The sequence below is a fragment of the Marinobacter zhanjiangensis genome (assembly GCF_014651935.1).
Lineage (GTDB): Bacteria > Pseudomonadota > Gammaproteobacteria > Pseudomonadales > Oleiphilaceae > Marinobacter > Marinobacter zhanjiangensis.
Genome location: NZ_BMXV01000006.1, coordinates 1 through 13,745, shown reverse-complemented (window position 1 = coordinate 13,745; position 13,745 = coordinate 1). Strand labels below are relative to the sequence as shown.

Genomic DNA, 13,745 nt, shown 5'->3' with positions numbered 1-13,745 from the left:
CTGCCAAAAAACGATTCGGCTCACTCGGATTCCAGCTCGATGTCGATACCCAGCGAGCGGATTTCCTTGACAAGAACGTTGAACGACTCAGGCATTCCCGGCTCCATCCGGTGATCGCCATCGACAATGTTCTTGTACATCTTGGTGCGGCCATTCACGTCGTCAGACTTGACGGTCAGCATTTCCTGCAACGTGTAAGCCGCGCCATAGGCCTCAAGGGCCCAGACTTCCATCTCGCCGAACCGCTGTCCACCGAACTGCGCCTTACCACCCAGCGGCTGCTGGGTAACCAGGCTGTAGGAACCAGTGGACCGGGCGTGCATCTTGTCGTCGATCAGGTGGTTCAGCTTCAGCATGTACATGTAGCCAACTGTCACCGGACGATCAAACTCATCACCGGTACGGCCGTCGTACAGCGTGACCTGGCCGCTGGTGTCCATGTCGGCCAACTGAAGCATGTGCTTCACTTCGGCTTCCTTGGCGCCGTCGAAGACGGCTGTTGCCATGGGCACGCCATCGCGCAGGTTATTGGCCAGCTGAAGCACTTCCTCGTCATTCAGGCTGTCAAGATCCACCACCGGAACTTCTTCGCTGTGGTTATAGATCTTGCCAAGGAACTCACGAATCTGAGACACCTTGCGCTGCTCTTCAAGCATGGCATTGATCTTCAGACCGAGCCCCTTGGCAGCAGCACCCAGGTGCGTTTCCAGCACCTGACCGACGTTCATCCGGGATGGCACGCCCAACGGGTTCAGCACAATATCAACTGTCGTGCCTTCCGAATCGTAGGGCATGTCCTCTACCGGCATAACAGCGGAGATAACACCCTTGTTGCCGTGACGACCGGCCATCTTGTCGCCTGGCTGGATCCGGCGTTTGATAGCCAGATAAACCTTGACGATCTTGAGTACGCCAGGCGCCAGGTCATCGCCCTGCTGAAGCTTGCGCTTCTTGTCGTCGAAACGCTCGTCATGTTCCTTCTTGCGGTCTTCCAGGCCCTGCTCGGACTTTTCAAGCAGTTCGTTGAGCGCTTCGTCCTTCATCCGCAGCTTGAACCACTGGCCCCGTTCCAACTCGCTCAGATAGTCCTGATCAAGCACCGCGCCCTTCTTCAGGCCGGGCCCACTGATCACTTCCTGCCCGTCCAGCGCAGAGGTAAGACGCTCGAAAGTGGCACCTTCGACAATTCGATACTCGTCCTTAAGATCCTTGCGGTACTTGTTGAGCTGCTCCTGCTCAATGAACAGGGCCCGCTCGTCCTTCTCGATGCCGTCCCGGGTAAAGACCTGAACATCGATAACGGTACCGTGGGTGCCGGCGGAGACGCGTGAGGACGTGTCTTTCACGTCCGACGCCTTCTCGCCAAAGATCGCCCTCAGCAGCTTTTCTTCCGGCGTCAGCTGGGTTTCGCCCTTTGGCGTCACCTTGCCCACCAGAATGTCGCCCGGGCCGACTTCCGCACCGATGTATACGATGCCGGACTCGTCCAGCTTCGAGAGTGCGCTTTCGCCCACGTTGGGAATATCCGCAGTAATCTCCTCACTACCCAGCTTGGTGTCACGAGCCACACAGGTCAGCTCCTGAATATGGATGCTGGTGAAGCGGTCTTCCTGAACCACCTTCTCGGAGATCAGGATGGAGTCCTCGAAGTTGTAACCGTTCCAGGGCATGAACGCGATGCGTATGTTCTGACCCAGTGCCAGTTCACCCAGATCGATGGACGGACCGTCAGCGAGTACATCCCCGCGGGCGACAACATCACCCTGTTTCACGATGGAACGCTGGTTGATGCAGGTGTTCTGGTTGGAACGGGTGTACTTGATGAGGTTGTAGATATCCACGCCAGCATCGCCGGCTTCGGTTTCTACATCTGCCACACGCACCACGATCCGAGCCGCGTCCACGTCCTCGATGACCCCGCCCCGCTGGGCGGTAACACAGACACCGGAATCCTGGGCAACGATACGCTCAAGGCCTGTACCGACTACCGGCTTGTCCGCCCGCAGAGTCGGAACCGCCTGACGCTGCATGTTCGAGCCCATCAGTGCGCGGTTGGCGTCGTCGTGCTCCAGGAACGGGATCAGGGAAGCTGCCACCGATACCACCTGGCGCGGGGAAACGTCCATGAAGTTAACGTTCTCCGGCGGAGTAACGGTGAACTCGTTCTGGTGGCGAACCGTTACCAGTTCATCCGCCAGACGGCCCTGATCGGTCAGCGCGGAGCTGGCCTGGGCGATAATGAAATTACTCTCTTCGATGGCGGAAAGGTAAACAATCTCGTCAGTCACCTGGCCTTCGATAACCTTCCGGTACGGACTTTCAAGGAAGCCGTAGGAGTTGGTCCGGGCATAGGTCGCCAGTGAGTTGATCAGACCGATGTTCGGACCTTCCGGCGTTTCGATCGGGCATACGCGACCATAATGGGTCGGATGCACGTCACGCACCTCAAAGCCGGCGCGCTCCCGCGTCAGGCCACCCGGCCCGAGCGCCGATACACGACGCTTGTGCGTAACCTCGGACAGCGGGTTGTTCTGGTCCATGAACTGGGACAGCTGGCTGGAACCAAAGAACTCCTTCACCGCAGCGGCAACCGGCTTGGCGTTGATCAGGTCCTGAGGCATCAGGCCTTCGCTTTCCGCCAGGCTCAGACGCTCGCGTACCGCCCGTTCGACACGGACCAGCCCGACACGGAACTGGTTTTCCGCCATCTCGCCAACGCTGCGAATACGACGGTTACCAAGGTTATCGATATCGTCGACATGACCGTTGCCGTTACGGATGTCGATCAGCGTCCGGAGCACATCGATGATGTCATCGTTGGTCAGTGTGCCTTCACCCGTGCTTTCCTCACGGCCCAGGCGACGGTTCAGCTTCATGCGCCCCACGCCGGAAAGGTCGTACCGCTCTTCAGAGAAGAACAGATTGTTGAACAGATTCTCCGCAGACTCTTTGGTGGGCGGCTCCCCCGGACGCATCATCCGGTAGATTTCCACCAGGGCTTCGAGCTGGGTACGGGTCGGGTCGATACGAATGGTATCGGACATGAACGGACCGCAGTCGAGATCGTTAGTGTAAAGGGTATCCACGTCAGTGACGCCGGCACCCAGAATCTTTTCCATCACTTCTTCGGTGATTTCGGTGTTGCACTCCACCAGAACTTCGCCGGTCTTGGTGTCTACCATGTCACGGGCAATGACCCGACCATGAAGGTATTCGGTGGGCACTTCCAGTTCGGTGATGCCAGATTTTTCCAGCTGACGGATGTGCCGGGCGGTAACACGACGACCTTCCTCGACAATGACGGAGCCGTCCTTGTCCTTGATATCGAAGGTGGCAATATCACCACGCAGGCGGCTCGGCACCAGCTCCAGACGAGCGGCTTCCTCACCAACGGTGAACTTGCTGGTGTCGAAGAACATCCCGAGCATCTGCTCGGAGGTGTAGCCCAGAGCACGCAACAGAATGCTGGCTGGCAGCTTCCGGCGACGGTCGATCCGGACAAACACGGAATCCTTGGGATCGAATTCGAAGTCCAGCCACGAGCCACGGTAAGGAATCACGCGGGCAGAATAGAGCAGTTTCCCGGAAGAGTGAGTCTTGCCCTTGTCATGATCAAAGAACACACCAGGCGAACGGTGAAGTTGGGACACGATCACCCGCTCGGTACCATTGACAACGAAGGTACCGTTTCCAGTCATCAGGGGCATTTCGCCCATGTAGACTTCCTGTTCCTTGATATCCTTGATCGCCTTGTTGGAGGACTCACGATCGTAGATGATCAGGCGAACTTTTACGCGCAGGGGTGCAGCATAGGTTACGCCCCGGAGCTGACATTCCTTGACGTCGAATACCGGGTCGCCAATACGGTAGCTCACGTATTCAAGCGCCGCGTTGCCAGAGTAACTGACAATCGGGAATACGGATTTGAAGGCTGCATGCAGGCCAGTTTCCTGGCGTGCATCAGCGTCGGCTTCCATTTGCAGGAAGTCCCGGTAAGAATCAAGCTGGGTAGCCAGCAAGTAAGGGACGTCCATCACGGAAGGCAATTTACTGAAGTCTTTGCGAATCCGCTTTTTCTCAGTGTAGGAGTAAGTCATCTGCATTCCCCAGCGTTAGACCTGATACCTGGTATCAAGAAGCAATCATTTACCTGCTTCGGGGCCGATTTGCTCGGCGTACTGCGCCGTCTTGAACAAGACTCTGGCCGTAGGTGACAGAGGCAGACTATTTACTATAGCAACTGCATCCATCTCTATAGCATATATACAACAGAAAAAGGCCGGTGGCCCGGAGCCACCAGCCTATCCATGCCTAATGCACGGAACCGATCAGCAATCGGCTATTACTTGAGCTCAACAGAAGCGCCTGCTTCCTCGAGCTTCTTCTTGGCCGCTTCAGCGTCGTCTTTGGAAGCAGCTTCCTTGACGGTGGACGGAGCGGAATCAACCATTTCCTTCGCTTCTTTCAGACCCAGGCCGGTCAGCTCGCGAACAGCCTTGATGACGTTCACTTTCTTCTCGCCCGGACCAGTCAGAACCACGTCGAACTCGGTCTGCTCTTCTACAGCAGCAGCTTCACCACCGCCAGCAGCAGGAGCGGCAGCAACCGCCGCTTCGGCAGAAACGCCGAACTTCTCTTCCATTGCTTCTACGAGCTCAACCACTTCCATTACGCTCATTTCGGCAATTGCGTTCAGAATATCGTCTTTAGACAGAGCCATGACTTTCTCCAAAAAAATAAAATATGGTTTTCAACAGAATCAAGCAGCTTCGCGTTTCTGGTCGCGGACTGCTGCTACAACACGCGTAATACGGCCCGGAACATCGTTCAGGCTGCGTGCGAGCTTGGTAACCGGTGCCTGTGTGACAACAGCCAGCCTGGTCAACGCTTCGTGCAGCGTTGGCAGAGTAGCCAGACGATCGAGTTGTTCCGCACCCATCAGCTCACCGCCGAAGGCCAGACCCTTGATCTCGAATGCGTCATTTCCCTTGGCAAAATCCTTAAGCAACCGTGCTCCGGCGCCGGGATCTTCCATAGAGAATGCCAGGATGGTCGGTCCAACCAGAGCTTCGTCAATGCACTCGTACTCGGTACCGCGAATGGCGATCTTGGTCAGGTTGTTACGAACAACCTTCAGACGCACATTCTCCGAACGAGCCTTGGCACGAAGCGCCGTCATGTCACCAGCAGTGACACCACGGTAGTCAGCCATAACCACAGACAGAGCAGTACCAGCAGTCTCGTTGACTTCAGCGACGATCGCTTTCTTGTCTTCGAGTCTAATTGCCACTGGATTTCTCCTCGATTTCGCCGGAGTATTCCGGCAAACCCATCGTTGCCCTTAAATCCAACGCGCTGATCATCGTTCACGATGTTCATTGCGTTGTTTCTTCAGGCGCCTAACGGTGTTTGGGTTCAGAGAACGTCATCACACCGTCTGCGCAGGCGTTGCTTTAACCCTTATGGCGCGGTCCCGAGGGAACGCGCGCCGCGGGGGCCTGCGGTCTTTGACAGCCTTGGCTTCCGCCCAGACTACAAAGCAACTGTCAGCCAGAGATCAGATGTTGAGAGAACTCTGGTCAACAGTGAGGCCAGGACCCATCGTTGAGGACAGTGATACCTTTTTCAGGTACACGCCCTTCGACGTTGAAGGCTTGGCCTTTTTAAGATCTGCGATCAAGGCTTCAAGGTTTTCCTTGATAGCCTCGGCAGGAAATTCCACGTTACCCATCGGAGCATGAATGATGCCGTTCTTGTCGGTGCGATAACGCACCTGACCGGCCTTGGCATTCTTGACCGCGGTTTCCACATCCGGCGTCACGGTACCAACCTTGGGGTTCGGCATCAGGCCGCGCGGACCGAGAATCTGGCCCAGCTGGCCAACAACACGCATCGCATCCGGGGTGGCAATCACCACGTCGAAATCCATGTTGCCTTTCTTGACTTCGTCAGCCAGGTCATCCATGCCCACGATGTCAGCACCGGCTTCTTTGGCCTTGTCGGCGTTGGCGCCCTGGGTAAACACAGCCACCCTGACCGTCTTGCCGGTACCATTCGGCAGAACCGTGCTGCTACGAACCACCTGGTCGGATTTACGCGCATCCACACCCAGGTTAACGGAGACGTCGATGGACTCCTTGAACTTGACGGAACTACCCAGCTCCACCAGCAGTGCGACGGCTTCGTCGACGGTGTAAGCACGGTTCCCGTCAACTTTTTCGCGAATCAGCTTTTGACGTTTGCTCAACTTGGCCATCTTACAGACCCTCCACGTTCAGGCCCATACTACGGGCGGTACCAGCGATGGTGCGAACGGCCGCATCCATGTCAGCGGCGGTCAGATCGGGCTCTTTGGTCTTGACGATCTCTTCCAGCTGCTCGCGGGTTACGGTGCCGACCTTTTCGGTGTTCGGACGACCGGAACCACTCTTGATACCGGCTGCCTTTTTCAGCAGAACCGGTGCCGGCGGGGTCTTGGTGATAAAGGTAAAGCTGCGGTCACTGTAGACGGTAATGACCACTGGAGTCGGCAAGCCAGGCTCAATGTCCTGGGTGGCTGCGTTGAACGCCTTGCAGAATTCCATGATATTGACACCGTGCTGACCCAGCGCGGGGCCTACGGGCGGGCTCGGGTTGGCCTTGCCGGCAGCAACCTGAAGCTTGATATACGCCTGGATTTTCTTGGCCATGATGCTCTCCTATGGGTTCAATCGCCTTTCGGCTCCCCGGTTTTCAGACACAAAAAGCCCGCTTCACCAATGTGAGCGAGCCCTTCGCTTCAGAGGCGGGTCAGTCTTTCTCGACCTGGCCAAACTCCAGCTCTACCGGAGTGGACCGACCGAAGATCAGAACAGCCACCTTGACACGACTCTTGTCGTAATCCACTTCTTCCACCACGCCGTTGAAGTCGGCGAAGGGACCTTCCGTAACACGAACGATCTCGCCCGGCTCGAACAGCGTTTTGGGCTTCGGTTGATCAACACCGCTCTCTACGCGGCGCAGAATAGCGTCAGCCTCTTTCTCGGTGATCGGAGCAGGCTTGTCTTTGGTGCCACCAATAAAGCCGAGAACGCGCGGCGTATCCTTTACAAGATGCCACGTCGCGTCATCCATTTCCATCTGGACAAGCACGTACCCGGGATAGAACTTGCGCTCACTCTTGCGCTTCTTGCCATCACGCATCTCGACAACTTCCTCGGTAGGAACCAGGACGTCGCCAAACTTGTCTTCCATGTCGTTCAACGCGATACGCTCTTTCAGCGTACGCATGACATGTTTTTCAAAACCGGAATACGCCTGAACCACAAACCAGTGCTTAGCCATTGCCTGCCCCTGCTTAACCGATGAAACCCTGAACGAGGAAACCGATGAACGAGTCCATACCCCACAGGATGAGCGCCACCACAAGCACGAACACAACCACAATCGCCGTGGTCTGAATCAACTCGGGACGAGTTGGCCAAACAACCTTGCGTATCTCAACCCTGGCTTCTTTCAGCAGTGTCGCGAAACGGCGCCCACGATCAGTCTGCAGCGCCACAAATGCGGCAACCAGAGCCAGCGCCACTAATCCCAGGGCCCGATAGAGCACGGATTCAGCACTGAAATACTGATTGCCGACTACTCCCACGGCAATCAAAACGAAAACAACCAGCCACTTGAGAACGTCAAAGCGGCTGGTCGACTGTTGGGCTTTTGACTCCATAGGAATCAGCTTATGTATCCAGACGTGTTATAAATGGCAGGCCAGGAGGGAATCGAACCCCCAACCTGCGGTTTTGGAGACCGCTGCTCTGCCAATTGAGCTACTGGCCTGCACCGAAACCTTTTAAGCGGTGCAACAAGAGGACCACTCAACGCAGCCCTCCTGCTTTCAAATCACCGGAGCTGTTACTCGATGATCTTGGAAACCACGCCGGCACCAACGGTACGGCCGCCTTCGCGAATCGCGAAGCGCAGGCCATCTTCCATGGCGATCGGAGCGATCAGGGTAACAGACATTTTCACGTTGTCACCCGGCATTACCATCTCAACACCTTCCGGCAGCTCGCAAGAACCAGTCACATCAGTGGTCCGGAAGTAGAACTGCGGACGGTAGCCCTTGAAAAACGGGGTATGACGACCGCCCTCGTCCTTGCTCAGCACGTACACTTCGCACTCGAACTTGGTGTGCGGAGTGATGGAACCCGGTACCGCCAGTACCTGGCCACGCTCTACGTCGTCACGCTTGGTGCCACGCAGCAGCGCACCGATGTTCTCACCGGCACGACCTTCGTCGAGCAGCTTGCGGAACATCTCAACACCGGTCACTACGGTCTTGACGGTATCCTTGATACCGATGATTTCCACTTCATCGCCAGTCTTGACGATGCCGCGCTCTACACGACCGGTTACAACGGTACCACGGCCAGAGATGGAGAAGACGTCCTCGATCGGCATCAGGAACGGCTGATCGATGGCACGCTCCGGCTCCGGCAGGTAGTCGTCCAGGGCTTCTACCAGCTTCTGTACCGCGGTAGTGCCCATCTCGTTGTCATCCTTGCCTTCCAACGCCATCAGCGCGGAGCCAGTGATGATCGGCGTGTCGTCGCCCGGGAAGTCGTACTGGCTCAGCAGTTCGCGAACTTCCATCTCGACCAGCTCCAGCAGCTCCTCGTCGTCTACCATGTCGGCCTTGTTCAGGAACACGACAATGTAGGGAACGCCAACCTGGCGGGACAGCAGGATGTGCTCGCGAGTCTGCGGCATGGGGCCGTCAGCCGCGGAGCAAACCAGGATCGCACCGTCCATCTGCGCCGCACCGGTGATCATGTTCTTCACATAGTCAGCGTGGCCCGGGCAGTCTACGTGCGCGTAGTGACGGTTCGGTGAATCGTACTCAACGTGAGAGGTCGCGATGGTGATACCACGCGCTTTCTCTTCCGGTGCGTTATCGATCGAGTCGAATGCGCTTGCAGAACCAGTACCCCACACTTCGTGACATACGCGAGTCAGTGCCGCCGTGAGCGTGGTCTTGCCATGGTCAACGTGACCAATGGTGCCCACGTTCAGGTGCGGTTTGTTACGTTCAAATTTTGCTTTAGACATTCGACCAGTCTCCCTAATCAACCAGACTGTAACGTTGACCGGATAAAATGGAGCTCATGGGCGGATTTGAACCGCCGACCTCACCCTTACCAAGGGTGTGCTCTACCAACTGAGCTACATGAGCATTCAACCAAAATTGGAGCGGGCAGCGGGAATCGAACCCGCGTCATCAGCTTGGAAGGCTGAGGTAATAGCCACTATACGATGCCCGCATCAATAAGTGGTGGAGGGGGCAGGATTCGAACCTGCGAAGCTTTCGCGTCAGATTTACAGTCTGATCCCTTTGGCCACTCGGGAACCCCTCCAGAGATGACTCCGTCAATACGGAGGCACTCAAAAAACTTAAATGGAGCTGGCGGACGGAATCGAACCCCCGACCTGCTGATTACAAGTCAGCTGCTCTACCAACTGAGCTACGCCAGCTCACGCTCGCCTCATCAGCGAGGGCGGTATACTACGGATTTTTTTCAGTGGTTGCAACACCCTCACAATCACTGAATTCAATCAGTTGTAGACCGGACTCGCTCTGGCTGGGTGTGCTGCCAATGCCCTCAAATGAACCGGGCGACACCCCCTCAAAAACGAGGGCGTAGCTTATACGATTTCGGGGGAACTTTACCAGTATTGCATTGATATTTTGTTCCCGACGTTGCCGGAGGATATCCTCGGCAGAGCGCCTGGAGCGGAAAAGACCCAGCGAAATCGCGTGCTGCCGCTCCCCGGAGGGTACTACATAGGCCTCGACCCCCAGGTCCACCAACTCACGGTAGCGCTCCATGGCAGCCTGGCGACTCTCCAGCGGAGGGATGATAACCCAGTGGAAGGGCTCAAGCTCCTCCTCTCGCTGGGTCAGGCCACGAAACCTGAAATCCACTTCTTCTCTTGCGAGTTGACGCCGGTAGGCCTCGGCGTGAGCCTCTTCCTCGAACCAGCCGATACCAAAGCATTGCTGCGGGGGACGCTCGGCGGGCTTCGGCGGAGGCTCGCTGACCGGCTCGCTCTCCACAACCTCCTGGCCAGAGTCCTCCTCTGACACTGGTGGTTGCTCCGGCACCTGGGGAGAAGGCTGAGAGTCCCGCTGTCCGATCATTTCGATTTCGGCGACGCGAGGAAGCCTCCCCTCGTCAACTGAACGGACGTTTTCCGGCTGGTTGGCCGAAAACCAGAAATAGAGACCCACATTGGCGGCGACAAGCAAAAGCACGAACCAGCGCACTATCCGGACTCCACCAACGCCAGACCATCAAGGACCAGGTCCGGTCTCAGTTCCGCCCTGGGGATGCGACAGCCATCACTGTTATCCAGCGCTTCCTTTATAAGCGCGCCGTCGCCGCCGGTGATCAGCACCGGTACCTCCAGATCACGGCCCAGCTTGAATGCCAGCGCCTCGATCATCCAGTTCACTCCGTGAAAGACACACTCGGCGGTCGAGCGCCCGGGAGTGGTGCCCCTTGCTTCCTGGCTTTCAAACAACACCCGCGCGGTGCCCTGCCTTAACGAGCCGGTCATCATGTTCCGACCGGGAAGAATATAGCCGCCAAGGTGATAACCGTGATGATCAATCCAGTCAATAGTGATCGCACTGCCTGCGTCGACGACCGCACAGGCACCCCGAATCAGGTCCCAGGCGCCGACCATTGCATGCCAGCGATCTGCGCCCATGGTGGCCGGATCACTGTAGGCGCAAACCAACTGTCCATGGCTCGCCCGGGTCCAGAAAAAACGGACAGGCGCAGAGGTATAGGCGGAGATAACGGATTCAAGGGACTGACGGGCGCTTTCGGACCGGACCGTGGACACGGACACCGACGAGACAACCTCCCATTGGCCCGGGGTTATCCCCTGAAACAGATCATTCGCCTCAAGGCTTCCCGAGCCGGCCCGGAGCAGCGCGCCTCCATCCCGCAGCTGCCACTTGATTCGCGTGTTACCCGCATCAACCAGAAGATTCATGAAGCCACTCGTAAACTGATTTCCCCGGCGTTGATTTTCTGCAGGCCTCGCTCTGTCTGCAGAAGGTAGTTGCCAGCGTCGTCCACACCCAGACCCTGGCCATATAAGTCGCCACTGGTGGCCCTGAGTGTCTGCCCACGAAACAGATCGTATTCGTTCCAGAGATCACAGAATGGAGCGAAGCCACTTTGCTCGAACGCATCCAGTCGAGCCACCAGCTGGTCAAGGATATCAGCTGCCAGCTGGTTACGCCGCCACGGGCGCCCCGGAGCAGCCAGGGCCAGACTGGTCCAGGGCTGATCCACCGACGCTGCCTCCGTCATGTGAACGTTGAGCCCAACCCCAAGGATGACCCTGACCGCGCCCTCGAGCTCACCCTGGAGTTCGATCAGGATACCGGCAAGTTTTCTGTTGTCGAGCAGCAGATCATTGGGCCATTTCAGACCCGCCTTCACCCCTTCTGGCAGGGCAAGCGACTCGATCATGGCGATGCCGCCTACCAGGCTGAGCCCCTCCAGTTGAGTGAAGCCCCGGGCGATGGTGACGCCAACACTCATATACAGGTTCTGACCCACAGGACTTTGCCAGGGCCGCCCACGACGACCCCGACCCTGCTCCTGGCAATCCGCGATGGTTACCAGCAAACCGGTTTCACCCTGTTGCCAGCGTCGCGCTATCTGGCTATTGGTGGAATCAATACGGTCATGGACTTCCAGCGACATCCGACCCCCCAGCTCGCCCTGTAGTCCCTCACGGACCCCTTCGGCAGACAACAGATCCATTGGCGCCGCAAGCTGGTAGCCACGCCCACGGATCGTGTCCACATGGATACCATCGCTCTGAAGCTTGCGAACCTGCTTCCAGATTGCCGTTCGGCTGATACCCAGGGATTCAGCGAGGTATTCTCCGGAGTGGATCGCGCCATCGGCAAGTAATTTGAGTAGCGGTCTGGTGTTCATGGGCTCGCCCGAGTGGTCAGTGGCTATTGGGTTCAAGGTGAGGGATTAAACTACAGGGAGAGGGAAAAGACAAAGTTTGGGGTGGGTCAGCAGGTCATCGTCAGGCGCCCAAACGACGCCGCCCAGATGCAACGTGGTCGATGGGTGCTGGGTGCTGGTTTCGGCCAGTGCTACGCACTGGGATGACCTACATTGCTCAGGCCTTGCGGCCTTCGGCCCTTCGGGCCCGTCGTCGCTGCGCTCCGACGTCCTGCGCCTGCCTGCGGCAGGCTTGTCGCATGGGGCCATTGTAGTGAGAGAGAACTATCGTATCCAAAATAAAAAACCCCCAACGGCAAAGCCGCTGGGGGTGTTTTATTTAGGAGCCTGACGATGACCTACTCTCGCATGGGCAAATGCCACACTACCATCGGCGCTGCTCTGTTTCACTGCTGAGTTCGGGATGGGATCAGGTGGTTCCAGAGCGCTATTGTCGTCAGGCAAAACGGTTGATCACTGGGCGGATGAGATTGAAGTGGATACCGATCAAGGTTATCGCGGTTGTCTGTTTTCAGTTGGCTTGGGTGTTATATAGTCAAGCCGCACGAGCAATTAGTATCGGTTAGCTCAACGCCTCGCAGCGCTTACACACCCGACCTATCAACGTCCTGGTCTTGAACGGCTCTTCAGGGGCCTCGAGGGCCCGGGGAGATCTCATCTTGGAAGGGGCTTCCCGCTTAGATGCCTTCAGCGGTTATCCCGTCCGAACATAGCTACCGGGCAGTGCCACTGGCGTGACAACCCGAACACCAGAGGTTCGTCCACTCCGGTCCTCTCGTACTAGGAGCAGCTTTCCTCAAATCTCCAACGTCCACGGCAGATAGGGACCGAACTGTCTCACGACGTTCTAAACCCAGCTCGCGTACCACTTTAAATGGCGAACAGCCATACCCTTGGGACCGGCTTCAGCCCCAGGATGTGATGAGCCGACATCGAGGTGCCAAACACCGCCGTCGATGTGAACTCTTGGGCGGTATCAGCCTGTTATCCCCGGAGTACCTTTTATCCGTTGAGCGATGGCCCTTCCATACAGAACCACCGGATCACTATGACCTACTTTCGTACCTGCTCGACGTGTCTGTCTCGCAGTTAAGCGGGCTTGTGCCATTACACTAACCGCACGATGTCCGACCGTGCTTAGCCCACCTTTGTGCTCCTCCGTTACGCTTTGGGAGGAGACCGCCCCAGTCAAACTACCCACCACACAGTGTCCTTACTCCCGATAAGGGAGCGAAGTTAGAACCTCAAACAGGTCAGGCTGGTATTTCAAGGTCGGCTCCACCGGAACTGGCGTCCCGGTTTCAAAGCCTCCCAGCTATCCTACACAAACATGCTCAAAGTTCACTGTGAAGCTATAGTAAAGGTTCACGGGGTCTTTCCGTCTAGCCGCGGATACACCGCATCTTCACGGCGATTTCAATTTCACTGAGTCTCGGGTAGAGACAGCGCCCCCATCGTTACGCCATTCGTGCAGGTCGGAACTTACCCGACAAGGAATTTCGCTACCTTAGGACCGTTATAGTTACGGCCGCCGTTTACCGGGGCTTCGATCAAGAGCTTCGTCCGAGGACTAACCCCATCAATTAACCTTCCGGCACCGGGCAGGCGTCACACCGTATACGTCCACTTTCGTGTTAGCACAGTGCTGTGTTTTTAATAAACAGTCGCAGGGGCCTGGTATCTTCGACCGGCTTCCGCTCCACCCGC

11 protein-coding genes, 5 tRNA genes and 2 rRNA genes are annotated in these 13,745 nt (G+C 57.0%); all 18 read right to left on the bottom strand.

Translation table 11 applies throughout. The features are described 5' to 3' along the window. Window positions 1-20: 20 nt before the first annotated feature. A complete protein-coding gene (gene rpoB, locus IE079_RS13000) occupies window positions 21-4,097 on the bottom strand; it encodes a DNA-directed RNA polymerase subunit beta (protein WP_189577120.1) in 4,077 nt (1,358 codons plus the stop codon). Window positions 4,098-4,342: 245 nt separating this feature from the next. After that, window positions 4,343-4,720, bottom strand: coding sequence for a 50S ribosomal protein L7/L12 (gene rplL / locus IE079_RS12995; protein WP_189577118.1), 378 nt, complete (start codon window positions 4,718-4,720; stop codon window positions 4,343-4,345). A 39-nt stretch (window positions 4,721-4,759) separates the two neighbouring features. Continuing rightward, the gene (gene rplJ, locus IE079_RS12990) at window positions 4,760-5,290 is read right to left on the bottom strand and encodes a 50S ribosomal protein L10 (RefSeq protein ID WP_189577116.1); all 531 of its coding nucleotides are present in this window, start codon (window positions 5,288-5,290) and stop codon (window positions 4,760-4,762) included. A 267-nt stretch (window positions 5,291-5,557) separates the two neighbouring features. Next, window positions 5,558-6,256 (bottom strand): 50S ribosomal protein L1, encoded by a 699-nt coding sequence (gene rplA, locus IE079_RS12985; RefSeq protein WP_189577114.1) that lies wholly within the window; start codon window positions 6,254-6,256, stop codon window positions 5,558-5,560. Between the two features lies 1 nt (window position 6,257). Continuing rightward, a complete protein-coding gene (gene rplK / locus IE079_RS12980) occupies window positions 6,258-6,689 on the bottom strand; it encodes a 50S ribosomal protein L11 (protein WP_189577112.1) in 432 nt (143 codons plus the stop codon). A gap of 100 nt (window positions 6,690-6,789) precedes the next feature. Further along, a complete protein-coding gene (gene nusG / locus IE079_RS12975; RefSeq protein ID WP_189577110.1) occupies window positions 6,790-7,323 on the bottom strand; it encodes a transcription termination/antitermination protein NusG in 534 nt (177 codons plus the stop codon). Window positions 7,324-7,336: 13 nt separating this feature from the next. Continuing rightward, entirely contained in the window at window positions 7,337-7,705 is a 369-nt protein-coding gene (gene secE, locus IE079_RS12970) for a preprotein translocase subunit SecE (protein ID WP_189577108.1), read from the bottom strand. A 34-nt stretch (window positions 7,706-7,739) separates the two neighbouring features. Next, window positions 7,740-7,815 (bottom strand) — tRNA-Trp (locus IE079_RS12965). Window positions 7,816-7,890: 75 nt separating this feature from the next. Next, entirely contained in the window at window positions 7,891-9,087 is a 1,197-nt protein-coding gene (gene tuf / locus IE079_RS12960; protein ID WP_189577106.1) for an elongation factor Tu, read from the bottom strand. 48 nt (window positions 9,088-9,135) lie between these two features. Beyond that, window positions 9,136-9,211, bottom strand: a tRNA-Thr gene (locus IE079_RS12955). 13 nt (window positions 9,212-9,224) lie between these two features. Continuing rightward, window positions 9,225-9,299 (bottom strand) — tRNA-Gly (locus tag IE079_RS12950). A gap of 9 nt (window positions 9,300-9,308) precedes the next feature. Further along, window positions 9,309-9,392, bottom strand: a tRNA-Tyr gene (locus IE079_RS12945). A gap of 42 nt (window positions 9,393-9,434) precedes the next feature. Next, window positions 9,435-9,510: transfer RNA gene (locus IE079_RS12940), tRNA-Thr, on the bottom strand. A gap of 31 nt (window positions 9,511-9,541) precedes the next feature. Continuing rightward, entirely contained in the window at window positions 9,542-10,303 is a 762-nt protein-coding gene (locus tag IE079_RS12935) for a hypothetical protein (protein WP_189577104.1), read from the bottom strand. Next, window positions 10,303-11,040: a type III pantothenate kinase gene (locus IE079_RS12930; protein WP_189577102.1), complete on the bottom strand. Its 738-nt coding sequence runs from the start codon at window positions 11,038-11,040 to the stop codon at window positions 10,303-10,305. The genes IE079_RS12935 and IE079_RS12930 overlap by 1 nt, the downstream gene beginning before the upstream one ends. Next, window positions 11,037-11,999 carry a biotin--[acetyl-CoA-carboxylase] ligase gene (locus IE079_RS12925; RefSeq protein WP_189577100.1) on the bottom strand — a complete coding sequence of 321 codons (963 nt, stop codon included), beginning with the start codon at window positions 11,997-11,999 and terminating at the stop codon, window positions 11,037-11,039. The genes IE079_RS12930 and IE079_RS12925 overlap by 4 nt, the downstream gene beginning before the upstream one ends. A gap of 364 nt (window positions 12,000-12,363) precedes the next feature. Then, window positions 12,364-12,479 (bottom strand): 5S ribosomal RNA (gene rrf, locus IE079_RS12920). A gap of 90 nt (window positions 12,480-12,569) precedes the next feature. Next, a 23S ribosomal RNA gene (locus IE079_RS12915) occupies window positions 12,570-13,745 on the bottom strand; the annotation flags it as partial.